General features: G+C 45.9%; 20 protein-coding genes. 5 read left to right on the top strand and 15 right to left on the bottom strand.

Annotation, left to right across the window (positions count from 1 at the left end; translation table 11 throughout):
- Positions 1–8 precede the first annotated feature (8 nt).
- Together ACM64D_RS11835 and ACM64D_RS11830 are read right to left on the bottom strand one after the other, a co-directional pair.
- Positions 9–995, bottom strand: coding sequence for a D-2-hydroxyacid dehydrogenase (locus ACM64D_RS11835; RefSeq protein WP_415063431.1), 987 nt, complete (start codon positions 993–995; stop codon positions 9–11).
- A complete protein-coding gene (locus ACM64D_RS11830; RefSeq protein ID WP_415063430.1) occupies positions 992–2,158 on the bottom strand; it encodes a pyridoxal-phosphate-dependent aminotransferase family protein in 1,167 nt (388 codons plus the stop codon). Before ACM64D_RS11830 ends, ACM64D_RS11835 begins: the two co-directional genes overlap by 4 nt.
- Positions 2,159–2,202: 44 nt before the next feature.
- On the opposite strand from ACM64D_RS11830, the gene ACM64D_RS11825 reads away from it, so the two are divergent.
- Genes ACM64D_RS11825 through ACM64D_RS11815 form a run of 3 tightly spaced genes read left to right on the top strand, consistent with a single transcriptional unit; the run spans position 2,203 to position 4,215 of the window.
- The gene (locus ACM64D_RS11825; RefSeq protein ID WP_415063429.1) at positions 2,203–2,775 is read left to right on the top strand and encodes an LptE family protein; all 573 of its coding nucleotides are present in this window, start codon (positions 2,203–2,205) and stop codon (positions 2,773–2,775) included.
- Positions 2,776–2,793: 18 nt separating this feature from the next.
- Positions 2,794–3,813 carry a DNA polymerase III subunit delta gene (holA, locus tag ACM64D_RS11820; protein WP_415063428.1) on the top strand — a complete coding sequence of 340 codons (1,020 nt, stop codon included), beginning with the start codon at positions 2,794–2,796 and terminating at the stop codon, positions 3,811–3,813.
- Positions 3,814–3,849: 36 nt separating this feature from the next.
- Positions 3,850–4,215 carry a PilZ domain-containing protein gene (locus ACM64D_RS11815; protein WP_415063427.1) on the top strand — a complete coding sequence of 122 codons (366 nt, stop codon included), beginning with the start codon at positions 3,850–3,852 and terminating at the stop codon, positions 4,213–4,215.
- A gap of 14 nt (positions 4,216–4,229) precedes the next feature.
- Here the strand turns inward: ACM64D_RS11815 and rpsT are convergent, their stop codons facing one another.
- A complete protein-coding gene (gene rpsT / locus ACM64D_RS11810; protein WP_415063426.1) occupies positions 4,230–4,493 on the bottom strand; it encodes a 30S ribosomal protein S20 in 264 nt (87 codons plus the stop codon).
- 116 nt (positions 4,494–4,609) lie between these two features.
- On the opposite strand from rpsT, the gene murJ reads away from it, so the two are divergent.
- Positions 4,610–6,118 (top strand): murein biosynthesis integral membrane protein MurJ, encoded by a 1,509-nt coding sequence (gene murJ, locus ACM64D_RS11805; RefSeq protein ID WP_415063425.1) that lies wholly within the window; start codon positions 4,610–4,612, stop codon positions 6,116–6,118.
- On the opposite strand, the gene ACM64D_RS11800 is transcribed toward murJ, so the two are convergent.
- From ACM64D_RS11800 to ACM64D_RS11745, 12 genes are all read right to left on the bottom strand, one after another.
- Positions 6,090–7,751 (bottom strand): methyl-accepting chemotaxis protein, encoded by a 1,662-nt coding sequence (locus ACM64D_RS11800; protein WP_415063424.1) that lies wholly within the window; start codon positions 7,749–7,751, stop codon positions 6,090–6,092. The two genes, murJ and ACM64D_RS11800, sit on opposite strands and share 29 nt — an antisense overlap.
- Before the next feature lie 183 nt (positions 7,752–7,934).
- Positions 7,935–8,588 carry a hypothetical protein gene (locus ACM64D_RS11795; RefSeq protein ID WP_415063423.1) on the bottom strand — a complete coding sequence of 218 codons (654 nt, stop codon included), beginning with the start codon at positions 8,586–8,588 and terminating at the stop codon, positions 7,935–7,937.
- 15 nt (positions 8,589–8,603) lie between these two features.
- Positions 8,604–10,703: a tetratricopeptide repeat protein gene (locus tag ACM64D_RS11790; RefSeq protein ID WP_415063422.1), complete on the bottom strand. Its 2,100-nt coding sequence runs from the start codon at positions 10,701–10,703 to the stop codon at positions 8,604–8,606.
- Between the two features lie 22 nt (positions 10,704–10,725).
- The gene (locus tag ACM64D_RS11785) at positions 10,726–11,439 is read right to left on the bottom strand and encodes an outer membrane beta-barrel domain-containing protein (RefSeq protein WP_415063421.1); all 714 of its coding nucleotides are present in this window, start codon (positions 11,437–11,439) and stop codon (positions 10,726–10,728) included.
- Positions 11,440–11,453: 14 nt separating this feature from the next.
- Complete coding sequence (locus ACM64D_RS11780; protein WP_415063420.1) at positions 11,454–12,926, bottom strand: AgmX/PglI C-terminal domain-containing protein; 1,473 nt, start codon at positions 12,924–12,926, stop codon at positions 11,454–11,456.
- Between the two features lie 17 nt (positions 12,927–12,943).
- Positions 12,944–13,192 carry a hypothetical protein gene (locus tag ACM64D_RS11775; RefSeq protein ID WP_415063419.1) on the bottom strand — a complete coding sequence of 83 codons (249 nt, stop codon included), beginning with the start codon at positions 13,190–13,192 and terminating at the stop codon, positions 12,944–12,946.
- A gap of 14 nt (positions 13,193–13,206) precedes the next feature.
- Positions 13,207–16,920 (bottom strand): tetratricopeptide repeat protein, encoded by a 3,714-nt coding sequence (locus tag ACM64D_RS11770; protein ID WP_415063418.1) that lies wholly within the window; start codon positions 16,918–16,920, stop codon positions 13,207–13,209.
- Between the two features lie 4 nt (positions 16,921–16,924).
- Positions 16,925–17,422 carry an ExbD/TolR family protein gene (locus ACM64D_RS11765; RefSeq protein ID WP_415063417.1) on the bottom strand — a complete coding sequence of 166 codons (498 nt, stop codon included), beginning with the start codon at positions 17,420–17,422 and terminating at the stop codon, positions 16,925–16,927.
- Positions 17,423–17,425: 3 nt separating this feature from the next.
- Positions 17,426–17,971, bottom strand: coding sequence for an ExbD/TolR family protein (locus tag ACM64D_RS11760; protein ID WP_415063416.1), 546 nt, complete (start codon positions 17,969–17,971; stop codon positions 17,426–17,428).
- A gap of 49 nt (positions 17,972–18,020) precedes the next feature.
- A complete protein-coding gene (locus ACM64D_RS11755; protein ID WP_415063415.1) occupies positions 18,021–18,728 on the bottom strand; it encodes a MotA/TolQ/ExbB proton channel family protein in 708 nt (235 codons plus the stop codon).
- The gene (locus ACM64D_RS11750) at positions 18,703–19,320 is read right to left on the bottom strand and encodes a PilZ domain-containing protein (protein ID WP_415063414.1); all 618 of its coding nucleotides are present in this window, start codon (positions 19,318–19,320) and stop codon (positions 18,703–18,705) included. The genes ACM64D_RS11755 and ACM64D_RS11750 overlap by 26 nt, the downstream gene beginning before the upstream one ends.
- Before the next feature lie 10 nt (positions 19,321–19,330).
- Entirely contained in the window at positions 19,331–20,401 is a 1,071-nt protein-coding gene (locus ACM64D_RS11745; protein WP_415063413.1) for a hypothetical protein, read from the bottom strand.
- A gap of 376 nt (positions 20,402–20,777) precedes the next feature.
- On the opposite strand from ACM64D_RS11745, the gene ACM64D_RS11740 reads away from it, so the two are divergent.
- A complete protein-coding gene (locus tag ACM64D_RS11740; protein ID WP_415063412.1) occupies positions 20,778–21,350 on the top strand; it encodes a hypothetical protein in 573 nt (190 codons plus the stop codon).
- Position 21,351 lies beyond the last annotated feature (1 nt).

Genomic DNA, 21,351 nt, shown 5'->3' with positions numbered 1-21,351 from the left:
GGCAAGTTTTATTCGCCTTTAAATGGAGCCGCTCCATACCAAGGCGCTCTTGGCGGGAGGGTGTCAGACGTGGAGCCATCCACAAAGAATGCCATAAGCTTATTAGCTGCGATCTGGGAGGCTTTAAAAAAGGCGTCTTCCGTATTTGCTCCAATATGGGGAGTCAAGACCACGTTGGGATAGGTCAACAGGTTTGAGTTCCTTGAAAGAGGCTCTTTTTCATAGACATCGAGGCCCACAGAACGCAACCAGCCCTTTTCAAGCGCTTCACACAAGTCGTTTTCGTTAATCACCGAACCTCGTGAGGTGTTGATTAGTATAATTCCGCGGTGGATATATTCGAATTGGGAGCGGTTGAGCATATGTTCGGTCTCAAGAGTTTTCGGGACATGAAAACTGACGATATCCGCCGTTTTTAAAACCTCTTCATAGCTGAAACGAGGAATTTGCAGGCGTTCAAAGACATCATCTTCTTGGTAAGGATCAAAAGCGACGACCTTCATTCCGAAAGCTTGGGCGATTTCAGCGACTCGGGAACCGATTCTTCCCAGGCCGACAATGCCGTAAGTGCGACCACTCAATTCGATTCCGGTGATGAGATCACGCTTCCATTCTCCGGCCTTCACCATTTTGTGCGCCTGTTGAATGTTGTTTACGCAGCTCAAAACCAAACCCCAGGTCAGTTGGGACGCAGACTCAATGTTGGCCGTGGGCGTGTGCATGACCGTCACGCCCCATTTTTGAGTGGCCTCAAGATCAATGTGATCAAAGCCACTCGTGCAGGTGATGATCAACTGAAGCTGACGGGCTTTTTTTAGAAGATCTTCATCAATACGGGTGCGACTGCGAATGATCAGAGCATGAGCGCCGACCAAGTGTTCCAAGGGTAAATGATGAGGGTGATCGCTGCGCACCACTTCAAGGTTGCTGTGTTGTTGAAGATATAAAAAGCTATCTTGAGCAAAACGATCCGTTATGAGAATTTTTTTCTTCATGGATTTTGCTCCAGATAGTTTTTAGCGTCTTGGGTGATATTGGAAATATGTTCCAAGGACATAAAGTCAGGATCGAAGTGGCGCAGGGTGTGCCCCAAACACTCAATGAGGCGAATCTGTTCCTGATCTTGGATATAACCCATGTGCCCAATGCGAATGATCTTTCCTTTGGCTTGATCCTGCCCACCCATGATGGTGATTTTGTGAACTTGCTCTAGATGAAGGCGAATTTTTTGTCCGTCCATTTGCGGTGGAACCTGGAGGGCCGTCACGGAATCACTGGGAGATTTCGAGTAAAGAGTGAACCCCAGTTTTTGTCCGAAGTGGCGAACAAACTCGGCACGACGCTGAATAGTCTGGAAGAGTTTTTCCAAACCCTGCGCCTGAATCATTTCTAAAACGACATCCAAGGCGCGAATAACGGCGACGTTGGAAGAAAAAAATGTTTCTCCATTTTTGTTGGCCGCTTTTTCTTTGCGAACATCAAAGTAGAAACGGGGACACTGTGCGGTTTCAATGAACTTCCAGGCTTTTTGCGAAAACGAAATAAACGCCATTCCGGTCGGAAGCATGAAGGCCTTTTGGGAGCCGGCGACAAGGCCATCAATTCCCCAAGCGTCCATGGGCAGGGGATAGGCTCCAAGGGCGGTGATACCATCGACAAGGAAAAGAGTTTCGGAATAGTTCTTAATAAGCAAGGCAAGTTCTTGAATCGGGTGCGCCACGGCTGTACTCGTTTCGCAAGCTTGGCAAAGAACGGCGCGGGTGTTGGGTCTTTTCTTTAAGAGACTTTCGACTTCAGAAACTTGCACAGCTTCGCCCCAAGGGACATGGATGATGCTGACGTCTGCGCCATAAGTTTTTGCCATCTCGGCCCAACGTTCGCCGAATTTTCCAGAGACAATGGCGATGATGTGATCTCCAGGGGAAAGAACATTGATAAGTAACGCCTCCATGCCTCCAGAGCCGGTGGAGGTCAAAAGATAGACATCTTGTTCGGTCTGAAAAACAGTTTTGATATTGGTCAGAACTCGCTTCAGAATTTTATCAAACTCAGGGGTTCGGTGATGAATCATCGGAAGTGCCAAGGCTTTGCGCACCTCGGGATGAAGATTCACGGGGCCTGGGGCTAACAAACTGTAATCATCATTGAGCGATGTCATTTTTCTTCCTTGATATCTTAATCAATTTATACTCAACTGGGGTTGTGGACGCAATCTTTAAAGGCCTAGTCATACTGTCTCTTTGTCTCTCCGGATGTGCCTATCGTTTGGGCGCTGCGACTCGCAGCATTCCCGGGGGGTATAAGCAGATCTCTGTTCCTGTGTTTAAAAATAAAACTCAAGAAACCGGGATCGAAGTGGCTTTCACAAACTCTTTGATTCAGGAGTTTCAGCGATCGCGGATTGCGCGCATTGTGGACAACTCTTTGTCAGAAGTGGCTGTCATTGGACAAATTGATTCGGTTCAATACCTTCCTGGAGCCAAGCGGGTGGCCGGAGATTCATCAGCGCCTTATTTGCCAAACGGAACAGTGATTGCCTCAGAATACCGCATTCTTTTGACGGTGACGGTAAAGGTGGTTCGTCAAGCCGACGGGACGGAGTTGTGGAGTGGCTCCTTTAGTGGAGAGCGTACTTATGCAGCACCTCAAGTGACGCTCGCCGGTGTGAACTCTGTAAATCCTCTTTACAATCTTTCTGCGCGGAGGCAGAACATTGACGTCATGGCATACGACATTATGGCCGAAGCCCATGACCGTATTACCGAGAATTTCTAATAGGACTTAAGCAGCAAGATGGCACTCATTGACGCGCAGAAATTTTATAAAGACCTTGAGAAAGGTCAACTTGCGCCTTTGTATTTCCTTTTTGGTGAAGAACCCTATCTCCTCAATCAAAGTGTCGATCGTTTTAAATACTCTGTCCTAACAGAAGGGGCAGTGGATTTTAATTATAGTTTGTTTTATGCCAGCGATGCCGATGTGGTGGTTGTTCGTGATGCGGTTGAAACATTGCCGATGATGGCGGCCCGTCGTTTGGTGATTTTAAAAGAAGCCCAAGAATTGACTGACAAAGAGTGGGCTGAGTTTGATTCTTTGATTGAAAGCCCTGTCGACAGCACGGTTTTTGTGATTTTAGCGTCACGCGTGGATAAAAGAAAAAAGCAAATCCGCCAGCTTCTAGATAAAGCCGATTGCGTTGAATTTAAAAAACCTTATGAGAATCAAATTCCTTCATGGATTAACTATATCGCGCAAAGCTTAGGGCTGACGATTAGTAACGATGCCATCCATTTGTTGCATAAGTTGGTGGGGCATCACCTGACTGAGATCGAAGCAGAACTAAAAAAACTTGGGGATTTCGTCGGTGGTCAACGTCGTATTGAAATGACGGACGTGGCACAGGTTGTTTCTCGCTCTAAAGAGGAAAACGTGTTTGATTTCACTAAGGCGATTGGTGAAAACGACCGTGTGAAGGCCTTAGAGCACCTTGTTCACTTGTTGGATCAAGGGCAAAGCGAGATTGGAATTGTGTCTTTGGTGGCTCGTCATGTGCGCATTCTTCTGACTTTAAAGCGGGGGATGGATGAGGGTCTTCATGGTGCGAAGCTGGCTCACTATGCGCAGATTCCTCCGTACTTCCTTGAGAACTATCTGGATCAGGCTCGACTTTGGACTGCGAAAAAGCTAGAGCAAACTTTGGTGGTTCTTTCTGAAACAGACAAAGCATTGAAGTCCTCACCATTGTCCAGTCATATATGGCTTGAGAACATGGTGCTTAAGACCTGCGGCTCCAGTGCGTCTTTAGCTCATTAATTGAGTTTTCTTCCGGGGATGCCGATAAGATCCCTAATGGATAAATCATTTGAAGATAAAGGCTATTTTCGTCGTCAGTATCCACGACGAGTGATGAAGCGCAAAGTAGGTATTCTTTGTGATGGAACTTATTTTGTGTGCGATTCTGGAGAAATTGGAGAAGGGGGCATGTCAATTGCCTCCGACTATGTTTTGACGGAAGGTCACGAACTGGTTGTGAGTTTCCAGGTGCCTGGAGGCAACTTTGTCTTTTTACGTGGTGTTGTTCGTTCCACGCAAAAAAAAGAGGGTGACGTTAGAGTCACCCATGGCTTGAGCTTTGCTGAAATCGAATTCTCTATCAAACGACAGATTCGTTCATTCGTGTCGGCCCGAAATAACTCCGCGCCGACAGCAAACTAACTTCGACCTAACAATTATTTAGCAGCAGCTGCGCGAGATGAAAGGCGGCTGATTTTGCGAGAAGCCGTTTCTTTCTTAATAACGCCAGTTTTAGCAGCTTTCATTACTTGAGAAGTGAACTTCTTCATCAACTCAGGAAGAGCTTTGATATCTTTTGCTTGGATTGCTTTTACCAAGTTCTTTTCAACTGTTTTTACAGTGCTTTTACGAGCATTGTTAACAGCAGTTTTACGGATAGACTGACGAGCTCTTTTTGCTGCAGACTTATGATTTGCCAAGGGATAACCTCCACAGTAATCTTTTTAAAACGAACCAAAGGGATTAACATAGGGTGTCTCAAGAAGCAAGGGGATTAAAAGAAGATCGCAAAAAGGTCCTTAAAAGAGCCTTTTTTATGGCGTCAGGGACCCTAACAAGCCGCATCTTGGGGCTTTTAAGGGATATGGCGCTGGGGGCTCTTTTTGATCGGGGGGTGACCGATGCTTGGACTGCGGCCTTCCGTCTTCCTAATTTTTTTCGTCGTCTTTTAGGCGAAGGCTCATTGTCTGTGAGTTTTATTCCGGTTTTTATGGAGGCTCATGCCGGGGACTCCTCGGGGGTCCGAGCGCGGAATCTCATGAACTCACTCTACTCATTTTTGCTGATCGCCCTGGGGATTGGGACTCTTCTGGGGATTATCTATATTGAGCCCCTTTTTCATCTACTTCTCTCTGATGCCTTTACGGCGAACCCCGCAAAGTGGGAACTCACTTTGCGCCTGGGTCGTATCATGTTTGGTTTCGTGTTTTTTGTAAGTGGTTATGCCTTCTATATGGGGATTTTAAATGCCTTGGGGAGCTTCGGTCTTCCTGCGGCGGCCCCGGCGCTATTAAATATCTCGATGTTGGTCTTTACCTTTATGCCGCAGGAGTGGTTTCCCCAAAAAGGAGACGGGTTGGCGTGGGGGGTTTTGGTTGGTGGTCTTTTACAAGCTGTTCTTTTGGCGATCGCCTTAAAAGGCCGCGATTATTTTCCGCGCTTCCAGCTTCTGTTTTGGAGCGGGGATTTGAAAACAGTCCTTCGCGGCATGGGACCTGGGTTGGTCGGGATGGGGCTTATGCAGTTTTCTACTTTGGTGAATCTGTATTTTGCCAGCAGCCTTTCGGAAGGTTCCATTTCTTATATTTACTGGGCGGATCGACTGTTGGAGCTTCCTCTTTCTTTGATTTCCGTGAGTTTAGGAGCGGCTCTTTTGCCAACCCTCAGCCATCTGGCTTCGCAAGGTTTGTTTGAAAAGTTTCGCGAGACAGCCCAAGAGAGTTTTCTGATGAATCTTTTCTTGGCTTGGCCCGCAGCTTTGGGATTGTTTTTCTTAGCGGAGCCCATTGTCGAGACTCTTTTCTTGCGTGGACATTTTGGGCAGGCAGATCTTGTGGCGACGGCCTCTATTCTCAAAATCTACGCTATCAGCTTGGTGATGATTTCATGCAGTCGTGTTTTGATGCCTTTATATTATGCCATGAAGAACACGGCGATGCCTATGGTGCTCGCTCTTTTTTGTCTGTTGTTGCATGTTTTGATGGCTCCGATGTTCATGCGTCAGTGGGGTCTTCAGGGGCTTTTGCTGTCGGGTTTGTTTTCCGCTTTCGTCAATGCTTCGATGCTGATGCTGGGGTTGGCGCGATGGGGCGTGGGATTTGAGTTTAGAAAAATTTTTTTCTCTGGCGCGAAATTTTTGGTCGCAGGCGGTGGCCTTGTTGCAGTCTTGATGTCTTACGGGTTCCTTTTGGAGTTTATAGGAAGAGGGCTGCAGATGCTAGCCCTCTTGATGACGATCGTTTTTGCTACGATCGTTTACTTTGGTCTTGCTGCACTTTTAAAGTGCGAAGAGTTTTCTAAAATCCGTCCGTCGTTCCGACCTTAGATCTTTCGTCGTCATCAAAGGGGATGACGTCGTGGGAATCAGGTTTCTTCTTTTGTTCAGAAGCTTTGGCTTTCAGAGGGATGACATTGCTCTTCTTGGGGGACGCGAAAGAAGCTTTTTGTTTTTTCGCTGTAGAAGAGGGCTCTGAATTCTTAAATTTTGGAACTTTATCATCGCTTCCGATGACAACTCGATTTAGTTCGGCAGTCAAATTCTGGGCAGTGATGGCCAGATTGTTGATCTCTCCACTGGTGGCAGCGATTTCCTCAGCGGAAGCTGCGTTGGACTGGGACGCTTGATCCAACTGGTTCATCGCTTTGCCGATTTGCTGAATACCTGTCGTTTGTTCGGCGCTGGCGGCGGCAATTTCATTGTTGAGGTCGGAAACTTTTTTGATAGAGTTCACAATGTTCGTAAGAACGGCGCCACTCTTATCGGCGGTTTCGCTGCCTTCTTCAATTTGTGAAACGGATTCTTTAATAAGAGAGGAGATGTCTTTGGCAGAAGCGGCACTTCGCTGCGCCAAAGATCTGACGGCCTCGGCAACAACGGCAAATCCTTTTCCTTGCTCCCCAGCGCGAGCCGCTTCAACCGAGGCATTCAGCGCCAAAAGATTGGTTTGGAAGGCGATGTCGTCAATAACATGGATGATCTCTTCAATCTTTTTAGAAGACTGAGAAATCTTGGTCATGGATGTGATTAGATTGTGAATCTCTTTTTCCCCTTGTTCGGCTGAGTCGCGGGAAGAGGCAGAAAGCGCGGCCGCTTGTTTGGCGTTATCTGAATTCATCTGAACCATAGAGGTCATTTCTTCAAGAGCAGCCACTGTTTCTTCCAGGGAGGCTGCGGCTTCTGTGGAGGATTGAGAAAGACTGTTTCCAGCTTCATTGAGCTGTTCAACAGATGAGGCGACATTGGCTCCGGCGACAGTGAGGCGGTCTGCGATGGATCCGACAGATTTGGAAAGGCGAACGCCGATCCACATCAGAACTCCGAAAATCGAAAGGCCTGAAAGAAGAGTGACCAGAATCAACATATTGAAAACGTAAGAACGATTTTTGGTCGCTTCTTCGGTTTCTTGTTCGGAGATTTGGGAGTAAAGTTTATCGGCTTCAAGGTTGAAGTCGCGAACGACGGTGTTAAGAGTGGAGAAAGACCCATTCAGGAGTTCCTTGGCTTCAGCCACCTTTTGGGGCTCGCCGGTTTCGACCAACTGAGCGATTTTCTCCATCACCTTAATGAATTCGGGAATCTGAGCTTTGACTTTGTCGTGAATGACGGCTTCGCCCTCGGCAAATCTTGCGTTGGCATACTTTGTATAGTTGCTAGAAAACTCTTCTATTCCTTCACGAGCGCTTTTGATTCTTTTGGTGCGTTCTGCGGAATCATTAATGTTCTCAATCGCCGCCCATGTATGATAGCCGAACTTGTTACGTGATTGGCGCATTTCTCCAATCGACTGAATGTTGGGGATCAAAAGAGAGTGAGCGTCCTCAAGGTAGGTGTTGGTTTTATCTAGGCCACTCATTGCGACGAAAAAGATGATGGCAAATCCTATCATCGGGATGAAGGCGGCCATCAGTAAATTGCCTTTGATGCCTTTAAACCAACCTGTCATTTTAGTGCGTTCCATTTTCCAGTACTCCAAAGTATTTTGTTTATTATTTCATAAAGTGTTGCGTGATATTCTTCGGATCCCTTAGGAGTGGAACTGAGTCTAGTTCTCCAAACGCGATTCTTTATTGGATCTAAAAAAGAAAGCCCCCTCGGTGGAGGGGGCTTCTAAATAAACATTGATATTTTTAGTCTGGGATTATTATTTCACTTCAGCCAATGAGTTGTAGCTGTCGCTGATTTTTTGCTGGCGCTCAACCTCTTTTGTCCAGCGTTTGACTTCGCCCTGGTAGCCTTTTTGTTTAGCCTTCCACTCGTTTTCCTCACTGGCTAAAGAACGGATCTTCTGGCCAACCTGGTCTTTTTGTTCTTTCAGATTCGCGGCGCGAGAATTCCAGATCTTCTTTTCTTCTTGAAGCTGGGTCAACTGCAGTTGGTAGTCGTTGATATTCATCTCGCGCTTCTTTTGATTTTCTTTAATTTTGGCGATCAGCGCTTCGTATTCCTGAATCTTCTGATTCTCTTGAGTGATCTTATTTTTTTCGTCCGTCATCAGCTTTTGCAGTTCTTTTTCCTGATTACCGATGCGGGTCATCGCCTGGTTGTTTTCCTCAACCTGTTGAAGAACTTGTTTTTGCTGTCCTTCAACCTGCGACTTGGCTTTACCTACTTCCGTAATATTGCCTTCCACTGTCTTCAGGTTTGTTTCATATTCCTGCAAGTTTGTTTTTGAATTCGTAAGATTTGTTTTGATACGCTCCAAACCTTCTTTGGCAGAGCTCTGCGCCCAAGCCGTTGTTTGCAAGCTCATCAAAACACCGATTGTCAAAGTCGTCATTGCTTTTGCTAGTTTCATCTTGAAATCCTTCCTTTATTGTCCAGACAAACCTGCCACATTCGAATCTTGTGGGCAGACATTTTTTAGAGAAGAACGGTAGTGACCTACTTCGTCTTCCCAAATTTCACCTTTAAATTTCCAGTTCAAGCTTTTCTCATCTTGAACTTTCAACTCGGGACGTTCCTTGTCGTTCACCTCACCTCCGGCCATTTGATAGCGGATGTGCTCACCAGCCCCTGAGTACAGTTCGTACTTAAGGACTTCGTTTTGATCGAGAACTTTATCCAAGCCAGCAAGCATTTCATTGAAGCGCGACTGTAGGGCCTTGGAGGCTTGAGTGCGAAGGGTGGTTTTTTCCTTTTCAATGCGAGCTAAACCGATCGTGCGCAAATTCTTAATAGAAACGCGAGCTTTTTTGGCAATGTGATACTGGATGCGGTAGCTCATCAGCTTCTTTTCAGCATTTTGCACGCTATCAGCCCGAGCTCCTTTTTTTGCATCGTCCAGTTGTTTGGTGGCATCATTCTGTTTGGCAATCAACTCGCGCTCTTTTTTAACCAGCGTTAACGAGATCGTATTGAAGCGATTGATCTCATCTTCGTATTTGTTGATCTGTTTTTGCAAATTCATAAAAGAGGGATGACGGGCCAGTTCAACGATGAATGAGCGGGGAAGTCCGTCTACTTCTTTTAAGTCTGAATTTCGCACCCAGTTTTTAACCGTATCATAATAGTTCGTAGAGGCTTTGTTGGTTTTCTGATAGTCCTCAAGTTTCTTCTTCCACGGAGCGTATTTTTTATTCATCTCAGTCAGAACCTGCACCCCGTCACCGTATTGGCAAAGGTTCAAGTAACCTACGGTTCTTACGACATAGGACTCAGGAGAAAAAGCGTTTTTAAAGAAATCCGTATGCAAAGAGAACATGTTTCCTGCGGCGCCCTCATAGTCTTCACCTAAGATCTGAGTCCATGCGCTTTCGACCATGGCTTGCAACCACAGAGGATTGGATTTGTCGATCTTCAAATAAGATTGGAAGGCGGCTTTATAGTCGCTCTTTTGGAACTGCATGCGGGCTAAGGTCATTGCTCCGACATTGCGAATCTGTGAAGTTTTATCACCGGAGGTCACCTTCATAAGGTTTTCTAGTTGCAGAAGCGCTTCGTCGACCTTGCCTTGACGGTAGTTAAAGAGGGCGCTTAACAACAAGGCATCAGGATAGCGGGGAGACTTTTCCGTGATGAACATCAAAGCGTCTTCCATCAATCCCAGTTGTCCTTTTTCTGAATAGTATTTGGCGCGAGCCAGTTGGTAATCATCGTTCTTCGTCACATCCAAATCATGTTTGATAACCAAAGGGTCAATCATCGCAATGTCAGAGACTTCCAAAGCATCAATGTTTTTGACCAGAGCTTCTGTGGCTCTTTGCTGCCATTCTTTATTTTTTGTTTCCTGCGCCACTTGCAGCATGTATTGTCGGAACTCCGAGTTCAACTCAAGTCCTCTTGCCGTCATGGCATATTGATATAGAACCTCGGTACGATGTTTAGGATCGTCCATCAGCTCCGCAAAAAGTCCCATTGCTAATTCGTAGTTCTTTTGAATCTCTAAGAAGATCAAGGCTTGTAAAAGTTTGTAGTCGTTGGGCTGCATATCGTCCAATTGTGCAAGCTGCACCAAAGGGTCTTTGGTGACGGGATCTTTGATGGGATTCAACATTTTCACATCAGGAATTTTCTGAAATGCCTCTGAGCTTGTCAGCGATTTTGCATGTTCCACTGTGGCGTTATAAGGAGCCACAGAAGAGTGAACAAATGCAGGGGAGTCATGGCGGCGAAGCCCTTTGAGTGCGACTTCCCGAGCTGCGGGCAAACGCAGGGGAGTGAGGACAGACGCCTCGACCTTGCGTTCTTCGCCAAGATCTAGAAGAGGGATGTTTGTCACTTTGACGACCTCAACTTTACCTTTGACAACTTTCTTTTGGTAAACGTCATAAGCCGGAACCATACTTGATTTCACTTTCAAGTTAGAAGCGGCTGGACGACCAGATTTTTTTACCTTCAGTGCAGAGTCCGCCGCCCAGGCAGAACTGCAGAGAAGGGGAACCACGATTGCTAATTTAAACGGCTTAAACATATATCCCCCGCCTTGGAGAAAATTAATGCCAATAAGTAAGACCTAACAACAATTGAGTATCATTTGTTGTTTTGGGTCCGAGATCACGATTCGGAGCAATGGTGCTGTACTTAAAACGGTCTTCGTTTGTGAACTTGTTGATAAAGTCCATGCGTACGGCAAAGTGCTCAGAGAAAAAGATCTGCTGGTTAATGCCAATTTGATAACTCATGGCATTTTTGGACTCATCCCCATCTTCTTTTTTGATGATGTAGTCCGTGGTGCCAAGCCCCAGTGAGATTCCCATATCAAAATAGATAATGGATTTATCCAAAAAGCTCATCTTTGCGTAAAGGGGCACGTAAGTCACCGACACCATTTTTGAGCTATCAAAGAAGTTATAGTTGGGAGCAACGCCATTTTCGTCAATGAACTGCTTGGTGTTGTCATTGTTCTTCATATCGGCTTTGGTGTAGCTAAAGTCCACGCCCCAGCGTTCATTGAAGAAGTATCCCAATTGCAGGGACGTGATGGAGCCTGTTCCGAAGGGGTCATTGATAGGCACACCTCCAGACAAGGTCAAATAGTATCTCTCCGCCTTGGTGTAGTGACGGTTTTGTACGACGCTAAAGTCGTCGTCTTTGGCTGCCCAATATTTCTGTTCCAGTTTTTTTATGTCCAGCTTGTCGCCGCCGCTTTGTTGTGCCATAGCTTGCGATGCCGCCAAGATGATCATTAATATTGTTTTCTTCAACATGCGTTACCCCCGTCCTAGTTTGTACTCTTGAATAAGAATGGATATGTCACAAGCACGCGAGTCCCTCCTTGTGGAGAAGGAAACTTCCATGCGGCAACCCTATTCAAAATACATCCCTCAACGGTTGCGTTCTTAAGCGTTGTATCCCCAATCAGCTGTTGTTCCACTGAGCCGGAAGGCCCAATCGTAAAGCGCACAGCGACTTTACCGAACAAATCGGGATTGGCGCTGAGCTGTCTTTCGTAGCAATAGAGGATTTGACCTAATTTAGATTTGATATATTGAGCGATGATCTCACGATCCAAGCCGCCCGTGATTTCACCTTCTTCTTCGATGAGACCGACGCCAGCACTTCCGGTGCCGCCAGCAGCAAGACCTCCCATACCAGAGGCACTACCGCCCCCACCACGGCCCGCAGTTGAAATGACCACGCCGGTTCCATTTCCTTCGCGTCCCCAGTCTCGTCCGGAACGTTCGATCCCACCCACGGCGGCCAGAGCGCGACCTGAAGGACCGCTACCGGCTTTCACGCCATTGGCGAAAACCACGTTTCCGCTTTTCGCCGCTTGTGCAGAGACTTTACCGATCAACTGAGAGATGCGACCGCCAGTCAGGGATTGCATCATTTTTGAAACCTTGCTGCCACCACCACTATTGGTGGGCATTTCAGCCTTGGGCGCACCCGCAGCCGCAGGAGTTTCTTTCACCACAACTTGTTGTTGGGGAGCGGCCGCTTTTTTGCGTTTGGGTTTAAGTTCTGTTTTTACAATAATTTTTTGTGCAACTTTAGGAGGTGCCGCGACGGTTTCGATGGTTTGATTCTTCGGAGCGAAAATACCAATGGTGACTAAAAGAAAAGCCGCACCGAGAACGATAAAAAGTCCTCTTTTAGACTCTTCATCCACAAGCTGATCGGCAGAGATATGGGCCCACTTTGCGGCATCTTCTAAAGAGACCGTTCTTTGACTGATCTCCAGAGCTCCCACGGTTTGTTTTTGCCACTCGTCGCTAGGCACGCAGGGGATTGTTACGGGAGTCAGAGCCAAGGCGGGCTTGAATTTCTTATTTAAAGGCAGAACTTTGGTTTCAACGACATTGCCACCTTGTCGGACAATAAAAAGTTGAAACTGTTTTCCTGATTGACGTTGTTCTTTACCTACGCGATCAAGGCGTAGGTAAAGATCTGTTTCTTTTGTCACGGGAGTGAATTTAAGAACACAGTCTTCAAGTTCCAGGGTCTTTTCTTGATCTAAGGAAAGAGCCGGCGACGCAGAGCCTTGAGCTCCGCTCATCATATCCATGTCAACATACCACCACTGACCATTGCGAAATTCAAAGAGACCTTGAATTCCTTTGGTCGCGGGAGCAATAGAAATCACATCGGCCAATCGGGATGAGCCGAAGGTGTGTGTCGTGCTATTGGAACGAATTTTCCAGGTTTTGACAGTCCCATTTTTTAGAGACTGACGTACAATCAGCGTGAGCATGTAACACCTCTAACTTCTTAGTTATTCAAATAGAGAGCGGATTCACGAATACGGCCATCCATATCTTTTTGTACATCGTAAAGAGGCATAAACTTAATACCTCTTTTTTGCACAAGATAGGCACCGTCAGGGTTGCGAATCGTCCCCTTGAGGTTCATCTCACCGAAATTGACTTCCTGGACTTTACGGACTGTTCTTTGTTTGGCAAAGCCAGTCGATGTTCCCAAGAGAATGAAAGCGATCATCGCCTTGATGAAAGTTTTCACTTGTACCCTCCATACTACAAGTCTCCCGAGATAACGTGCTGACCGACTTTGTTTTGAGTTTTCAAATACTGTATTTTCTTACCTAACCAATCACGCATATCCAATTGCTGACTGGCTTTAAAAGCTCTTTCATAAGAATCCAACGCTAGCGTCGGACTCTGTTTGTAGGTTTCAAAGATGTGTGCTTGCTGTAAGAGGAAATCGGCATTTTCTTTCTTAACATTAAGTAAATCTTTTACGACACTCAATGCTTTTTCGATTTCGCCCTTCTGAGCATAAGACTCACTCATCAGAGTTCCCACATTCAAAGTATACAACTGTTCTTTAGACAGAGAAGAAAATTTTTCGATTGCTCTGGTAAAATCTCCCTCTGAGAAAGCCTTCACGCCTGCGAAAGTTTGCATTTCTGTCGAGGGCATTTGCATGTCCAAAACTTTTTCGAAAAAAGGCATTGCGCTATTCAATCCATCTTCCTTATACAGAAGGCGAGCTTTCTGGTACACATAAGGAGACACTTCGGGTTGCGCTTTTAAAGCGGCTTCAATCATCCACAAAGCCTTGTCGTTGTAACCCTTGCCTTCGGCGCCAAGGCTTACGAAAAACAAGCCCAGAGCCCGCGTTTCTTTAGTTTTCGCAAGCTCTAAACCAAGTCGTTCCACCATTTCAAACTGTCTAGAAGAATAACAATTTCCCGCAATTTCAAAATGATTGAGATTGTTCAGTTGGCCCGTTAGGATTGCGCTCTTATTGCAGGCTTTTGCGGCCCGAGTATCAAAGCGAGACACCTTGCCGATACTCATATCGGCGGAAGCGGGTAGGAAGGCAGTCATCTTGTCGGCGCCTGGGTATTGAACAAAAGGAGGAATGCTTTGGTCGACGCGAATGTTGGCATAGACGCGTTCATTGCCGGCGGATTGTCCCTTGGAGGCAGCAAGAACTTTAAGTTTTGCCTCGTTCTCGTTCTTCTTATCCTGGATTGGCGCTGTCAATTTAGCGATCTCTGCGCGAAGAGCCGTTTGATCCTGAGGGCTTAGCGAGGCAGGCAGAGGCATTGTTTGCAAGCTCTCAATGAAGTTTCCATAACAACGATCAATGCCACGCATGGCCTCTAACTGCTGATATGGATCTTTACTCATTTTCAAAGTAGAGAAATATGCAGTGTGCGCTTTATCCAGCTTTTCTGTTTTAAGAGAAAGCACCAGGGCAAACTTGTCTTCACGGGCTTTCACACTTTGTTGAGCCAGCTCATTTTCAAGGATACGAGCCTGAATCAAACGCGCCTCCGCGCGGACTTCCGCAGCTACGTCGCGACCATTGGCCTTCATGGCAAGATCAAAAGCCGCTGAAGATTTACCGGCGTTGAGAAGGGCTCTTGCGCGGTCAATCATGATCTGAGTTGTGTACGGTTCGATGCCCTTGGCAAAGATCTGATTCTGCAACTTTTCAAACTCTGCGGATTTCGCTTCGTCTTTATAGGAATCCAAAAGTTTTCCATAGATGCGCTCAAGAGTTTTATTATCTGCCGCGCTAAGAATTCCCAGGTATGCCGTCCGAGATTCTTTGATCTTCTTTTCTAGAAGATAGATGTCCGCAGCCAGCTCCAAATGGGTGTTGCGATTCTTTTTATCAAGCTCGGCAATTTTAGTGAGAGTCTCTGCGGACTTTGAGATCTGACCAACATCGGCGTAAGCTTTTGCGGCCTCTTTCAAGGCATCAAGATTGCGCTTGTCGTCAGGGTACTTACTTACGAATTTCACGGATAGTTCCGCAGCATCAAAGACTTTACCTTCGGCATAGAGAAGACTGAGAGCCTGCCATAAAGCATCTTGAGAGAGCTTTGAGCTTTCGTGTTCTTTGGCGAAAGCCATTAACTTCTGAGAAGCCTGGCTTTTATCTCCTGTTTTAGCGAATTCTTGGATCTCTGTAAAGTGAGCTTCCTCCAAGATTTTATTCATGTTCTTTTTGCGGGTCTCATCCGTTGTGGACGTCAGAACCTGCTTTGAGAAGTCTTTGATTCCAACGTAGTCCTTACGAATGTTGAGAATATCTAAGATAAGGTCTTCGGACTTCTTTTTGATATCCGCATTGTCGGCCCCTTTGAGTTGAGCCAAAGGCTTCAACCACTTTTCCGCTTCAACATAGTTGCTTTCTTCGTAGGCGATATGGCCGACTTTGAACTTCACCAAGGTCGCAAATTTTCCAGTAGGGTGTTTGACCAGATAATTCGTCGCCAAATCCTTACGTTCGGCCTCTTTGAGAGAGTCCTTTTTCTTTTCGATGCTCTTTTCTTTTGAATAGAGAGCGGCATAATTTGAATCATGACGAAGGGGCTCTTCTGTGGACTTGTCACCGACCATTTTGTACTGAGCGCTGGCTTCGTCATACTTTTCAAGCTGGAATAAAAGTTCTGCATAAGCGAAACGAGTCTTCAGATCCGGTTTCATCGGATCTTCATTGTCTAGAATCAGCTTAAATAATTTTTGCGTAAGGTCAGAAAACGCTACGTTTTGTTTGTTCTTAAGCCAAATCTCCCACCATTTTTTTGCCATATCCAAACTTGTATGGCGGAAGGATTCATCGCAAGAAACCTGGATGACATCGGCTTTCTGCAGATGTCTCCAGGAGGAGTCCTTGCGACAAAGGTCGCTGGCGTACTGCAGATGATCAATGACTTTGTCTCTTTTTTTAAGAGTTTCGTTGGCTTCCACTAAAAATAAGTGAGCGCGAACAACATCAGGTCCGGTTGAACGTTTATCAATATACTCACCCAGAAAGGTGTTCATTTCTTTTTGACGACTGTGAGATTCGTAGAGTTTGGCCAGGTCGATCATGGACTGACCCAGTTCTTCTTCACTGGTGATGTCTTCAAAGAAGGAATAAAGTTTGTCAGCAGGGTAGGAGTCACCAATAAAAATAGTTAAATCGCGAAGAGCTTCGCGACGGAGATTGTGGCGGTTGGTGGGAATTTCGCCTTCTTGAAGGGCCGGGTTGGTTTTGACCACTTCCACGAGTTTTCTAATTCCATTTTCACTGTCGCGGAGATTGTAATAAGACCAAGCCGCCTTATACATGCCGTACGAATAAACGCGACTTTGTGGGAACTTTTCTACACGTAGAAAGTGCTCAAGAGCATCTCTAAATTTTCCTTGATCATACAGAAGTTCCCCGATCGCCAAAGTTCCGTCCGCAATCAGCGGAGATTTGGGGAATCTGGTCAGAAGTTTTTGATAAAGAGCCTCAGACTGTTTGTAGTTTGAGATCTGTTGATTGGCGAAGGCATTGTTAAATAAAACGGCATCCATCTGTTTGAAAGAGGGAAAGTCGATTTCAATTTTAGTGTAGATTTTGCTGGCGCGTTTGATGGCATCGGCCCCCTTTTCATTAGGGACGGGGAACGGAGAGAGCTTCATCAGGGGGGTGTCTTTGTGAAGATCAAAAAAACGACCTGATTTTGAGCGACGCATATAGAGTTCTGCAAGACGATACCAAAGATCCGCCTCGTCTTTGGAGCCTTTTTGTTTTTTGATAATAGCTTGAAGTGATTCAATAGCTTTATTTTCAGATCGTGTGATCATGATCTCACTGCTAAAGGCCTTCTTGTCGTTTTCGACTTCACTGCCGTTATTCAAGCGAACTTCCGGCAAAAGACCTTTCGAGTTTCTCTCTGCGGCGAAGCAGTAGATTGAAAACAGATGAAATGCTAGAAGTAGAATCACTGTACGCAACATAAACTTATTCTCCGACCATGGTCACAAGTTTTAATTGAGGAAAGCCTGCCATTGATGCCGTATACATGACCTTGCGAAGGGTGGCGTAAGGGAGTTCCTTATCTGCCTGGAGAAGAATACGGCCTTCCTTGATATGAGCCTTATCGGAAGAAGACTTCGCAAGTTTATCTAATTCTTCAAAAAGAGGTTTAATAAAGTTTGTATCTTTGTCTTCCAGATCCTGAGGCAAAAAGTCAGCATTCTTCACATCAGCGATCTTCGTCTGGTCAATTTTCAGTGCTTCCGAGGACAAAGAGATTTTAACCGCTTCTGTGGGGTTCGCCATAGAGGCGGACGTAGGAAGACGTAAGTTATTGTCAGGAATAATCTGCACGTCGGACGTCGAGTAAGTTTGCAACAAGAACACCAACATAATGGTAAACATGTCTGTCATGGAGGTGATATTCAGGGTGAATGTTGAGTTCTTTTTAATATTTGGTTCGTATCTTTGACGGCGTGACATCTTTTAGCCCTCCATCATGTTGGCGAAGATGATTTCTGGAAACATGTAGTTGGTCTCCACGTTCTTACCTTGTTTGGTGTCGAACACGGGGAACTTCACGTTGGTGTCATGGGCTTGGCGGGCCTCATCCATGATCTTAACGATCTCGTTGTAGGGGACTTTGCCATCAGGATTGAGTTCAATCTTGAAAACTTCAGGATGAGCTTTTTTTACAGCAATCAACTTTTGGTGAAGACCCGGATAGTCGAAGGCCCCGTCGCGCATGGGAATTGTTTCAACCTTCTCTTGTCCCTTCTCGGTGATAATGATGCGAATGCCCTCTTTACCATCCACCTCCAGAGCCACATTGGTTGGAGTTTGTTGTTGATCTTGGCGCTGAATGGCCTCATTTACGACCTGAGGCAATTCCGTTTCAATCACCATCATTTGCACGAAGGCGGAAGAAACCAGCAGAACGGGCACCAACTTCACCATCACGGCAAGAAGGGGTGCCAAGTCCAATTCAAATTCACTGTTGTGATCTACTTTAATCTTACGAATGCGTCTCATAAATCATCCCATCCTTGATAAGGTCCACCGCGCCGGGAAAAAGGCTTCTTTATGAAGCCTTGGATCCAGGTGACGGAGGAGTCACAGTTGGAGGCACGACGTGATCCGGGAACACGTTTTGGCGAGTCAGGTTCGGGATGTGCGCACTAGTTAAAAGTTCGGTCAGTTTTGAGCACTTCTCTGATGTTTGCTCGATCAATTGGTTTTGGCGAGCCGTCAAGAAAGAGAAGAACACCATCGCAGGAATTGCCACCGCAAGACCTAATGCTGTCGTATACATCGAAACTGAAATACCGTGTGCCAGCAAAGCTTGCTTTTGAGCAGGGTCCGCTGTTGCCACCGCTTGGAACGAAAGGATCAGACCGTGGATCGTACCCAAAAGACCAAGAAGTGTTGCCACGTTGGCCAACATGGAAAGGTAGTGCAAACGCTTGGTGTAAAGAGGAATATTTTCGCTCAAGGCGATGTCATGCGCTTGAAAGATCGTGTCATCATCGCGATCTGCTTTTTCCAAGATCGTTTTGAACGCGGCGGCCAATGGTTTCTTCTCGAGCTGCGCGCACATCAAAAGAGCTTCATCGACTTTTTTAGCCAAGATCAAGTTTTGGATTTTACCCATGAATTCTTCGACATTCATTCCATAGTCCTTGTAAAGAGCGCGAGCGCGTTCTGCGACAAGAACTAAAGAACCAATTCCCACCAATAGAATACACCAGCCGACAAAGCCGGAATCATTCATGAACTTTAAGAATGCCATTTGTTTCCTCCTTGGAAACGCCACCGCGTGTCCATTTTGTTAATTGCGCTTTGCCTTGGTCTTGCACTTGGAGGAAACGAACTGCGTAATGCAAACCTGATTTTACATTGAGTCTTTGCTTTGAATAGTTCTTACGAACGACTTCACAAAGAACGTTGAAAGTCTGAGGATTTTCCTCAGAAGATCTAAAATGAAGAAGAATCTTTTGTCCGGGAAGCAGCAAGGGGTCGTTTAACAGAACCAACGCGCCATTTTCACTGACGCTGATTGTGTGACCGTCAAAAAAGCTGTGATCATTGTGGGCATAAATCGGCACCTCAAGATTCACGCGGGGAAATTGACGCTCTTTAAAGGCGCCAGCAAGATGATCTTTGGTTTCGATCAAACGGCACAGGCGGTCTTTTGAGAACTCTTGAAGATCCCCAAGCAATGTCCAATTTTCAAGATGTGAAGCCCATACGTAGTTGTAGTCGTAGAGCTCACTGTTTTGAATCATAGTGATCAAGGATTTGTAATCGTAGGGACCGTATTTCATTTCCCCACGAAGAATGTACCACTGATCATTTGTTGTCGCTGTTTGTACCCCACCCATACAATTCCTTTTATAATTTCACCGACGTTGGATAATAGTCGATTTGGATATTGGCGTTAGCTCCGGGCACCGCACTTCCGTGGAAGGTGATGGTCAAGTCTGTGGCATCATAAGTCCAGCCGTTGGTAGCATCTTGCGGAACGGAGACTCCATCGACCGTAACTTTGATGGTGTCGACTTGGGCTGCACGCGCCAGTTTAAACACACTGGAAAGCTGTACGATGGAATCAGAAATAAGCGACAAAGACTCTCCGAAGTTGGAACAGAGGGAGGCTTTTACGCCGCCAGTAAGATCCGCAAGTTGAGGCAAGCGAGTTGAAATTTTGCGCGCAAAACCATCCGTTGAAAGTTGGGTTTTGCAGGCGTTATCGGGAACATAGATGGTGTTCACGGAATAGTTTTTACCATTCACGGCCGCATTGGTATATGTGTTCAGAAAGTCAACGTAGCTTTGTACGGTATAATTTTTTGAAGCGTCTTCAAATGCCGTCAAAGAGGAACCAGAGAAGTCTTCTTCATCGCTGACAATGATGACGGCCAAAAAGGCGTCGTCACGACGGAAAGCCACATTCCAAGGCTCTAACAAAGTCTGTTTGAGGCTTTCAAAGGCCCGTTCGTCACCGTTACCCAGCGTTCCTTGCTTGATATTTGTCGAGAAAACGCTGCTCATGTTCGGAGTGTCTTTGTCCATCACAAACACGCCGGAATGAGTTTCAATTTTGGTTGGAGTCTTTTGTAAAACCGCACCATCCTTGATGCGGGCTTTAGTGCTTGAAGAGTTAAACTGTTTTTCCCAAGCTTCTGTGGTTGTCACGGCCATGTGAAAATCATAGTTTTGCTGGTTAAAACGATAAATGAACGATTGAAAGTTCGAAGCGAGACTGTTTTGAGAGGTCTCCATAGAACCGGAGTTGTCAACCACCCAGAGAACGTCAATCTTCTTAGGGACGAAGACAGCTTGCTGCTTATAATCAGAGCCATCTTTCAAGAGCGAGAATGAATCTGTGCTCTTGTTGCATCCGGCGAACATTGCCACAGCGGAAGCCATCATGACTGCTTTGCGTGCAACTTGATTTAACATACGGTTTGCCCTCCTGAGCCCCACCATGCTTCGTAATGGATTCAGTTTCGTTCAAAGAGGTGAAAAACTGAAATCGGCCATAACTGCCTGATTTTGTTTTTTATTCGTTGAGGGGTCTCATTGTGAGACAGTCTAAGTTGTTGAAAATATTAGCAGTTATAAAATCAATCACTTTTAAAAAAATATTCTTCTGTTGAACTCGTCGACAGTTTCCAGAGGATTCTCCTGGCTCTGTGGGGCTAAGTCTGCGTACTTTTGGGAAGTTCTTTTGAAGCGGCGAACTTTTATACGACAGTTTGACTCGGCGAATTGAGACGCTTGTAAAGTTGATCCGTGGTCGCAAGAGTGCAACAGTAAAAATCTGCAAGGAGAGGCTATGAGACTATCAATGTTTGTTACTGTGTTATTGGCGACTTTTGTTGCGAAAGCAGAAGTTGGTTTTAAAAACGGAAACAATATTACCGCTGTTCTTTCTCAAGGGGAAATTACCGTTCATTGTCAGGATTCTGGGATGCCTGGTGGCCCCACTTTTGGTGCCTTCCGATGTCAGGAAGAGATTCTTTTGACCGGGGAGTACGATTACTTTGTGGGTCCTCAAGGTGTTAAAGGCGATAATGTCTCTTTGACAGCCACTCATGAAGATGGATCACAAAGAACAAAGTCTGTTGGCTATGATTCTGAAAAGGGTCAAAGCACAAAGACTATTAATTTGTGGATTGCGACTCTTTTGCAAAGACCGTTGTTGAATCCGGGTAAAAACGTTGTTGCCTATAAAATCTCGCTGGATGGTAAAACAACTTCAAGCGGACAGTTTGTCGCCACGGTGAAAGATGGTGGACGCAAGGTGTGCTCTCGTCGTGGGGTTTACTGGTCGAACAACAGCAGTGACTGTCAGTCCGGCAACAATATGTGCTGGAGATATTTCCAGGACAATAACTACTGTTTGTAGT

The organism is Bdellovibrio sp. (assembly GCF_047637665.1).
In the GTDB taxonomy this organism is placed as follows: domain Bacteria; phylum Bdellovibrionota; class Bdellovibrionia; order Bdellovibrionales; family Bdellovibrionaceae; genus Bdellovibrio.
This window is presented reverse-complemented; position numbering and strand designations above follow the sequence as displayed.

Bases quoted from the DNA above. Each gene is read 5' to 3' on its own strand.
- ACM64D_RS11760 (WP_415063416.1), bottom strand. From the start codon at position 17,971: ATGAGACGCATTCGTAAGATTAAAGTAGATCACAACAGTGAATTTGAA.
- ACM64D_RS11815 (WP_415063427.1), top strand. From the start codon at position 3,850: ATGGATAAATCATTTGAAGATAAAGGCTATTTTCGTCGTCAGTATCCA.
- ACM64D_RS11770 (WP_415063418.1), bottom strand. From the start codon at position 16,920: ATGTTGCGTACAGTGATTCTACTTCTAGCATTTCATCTGTTTTCAATC.
- ACM64D_RS11800 (WP_415063424.1), bottom strand. From the start codon at position 7,751: ATGGAACGCACTAAAATGACAGGTTGGTTTAAAGGCATCAAAGGCAAT.
- ACM64D_RS11785 (WP_415063421.1), bottom strand. From the start codon at position 11,439: ATGTTGAAGAAAACAATATTAATGATCATCTTGGCGGCATCGCAAGCT.
- ACM64D_RS11835 (WP_415063431.1), bottom strand. From the start codon at position 995: ATGAAGAAAAAAATTCTCATAACGGATCGTTTTGCTCAAGATAGCTTT.
- ACM64D_RS11755 (WP_415063415.1), bottom strand. From the start codon at position 18,728: ATGGCATTCTTAAAGTTCATGAATGATTCCGGCTTTGTCGGCTGGTGT.
- ACM64D_RS11780 (WP_415063420.1), bottom strand. From the start codon at position 12,926: ATGCTCACGCTGATTGTACGTCAGTCTCTAAAAAATGGGACTGTCAAA.
- ACM64D_RS11830 (WP_415063430.1), bottom strand. From the start codon at position 2,158: ATGACATCGCTCAATGATGATTACAGTTTGTTAGCCCCAGGCCCCGTG.
- holA (WP_415063428.1), top strand. From the start codon at position 2,794: ATGGCACTCATTGACGCGCAGAAATTTTATAAAGACCTTGAGAAAGGT.
- murJ (WP_415063425.1), top strand. From the start codon at position 4,610: ATGGCGTCAGGGACCCTAACAAGCCGCATCTTGGGGCTTTTAAGGGAT.
- ACM64D_RS11795 (WP_415063423.1), bottom strand. From the start codon at position 8,588: ATGAAACTAGCAAAAGCAATGACGACTTTGACAATCGGTGTTTTGATG.
- ACM64D_RS11790 (WP_415063422.1), bottom strand. From the start codon at position 10,703: ATGTTTAAGCCGTTTAAATTAGCAATCGTGGTTCCCCTTCTCTGCAGT.
- ACM64D_RS11740 (WP_415063412.1), top strand. From the start codon at position 20,778: ATGAGACTATCAATGTTTGTTACTGTGTTATTGGCGACTTTTGTTGCG.
- ACM64D_RS11750 (WP_415063414.1), bottom strand. From the start codon at position 19,320: ATGGGTGGGGTACAAACAGCGACAACAAATGATCAGTGGTACATTCTT.
- ACM64D_RS11765 (WP_415063417.1), bottom strand. From the start codon at position 17,422: ATGTCACGCCGTCAAAGATACGAACCAAATATTAAAAAGAACTCAACA.
- ACM64D_RS11745 (WP_415063413.1), bottom strand. From the start codon at position 20,401: ATGTTAAATCAAGTTGCACGCAAAGCAGTCATGATGGCTTCCGCTGTG.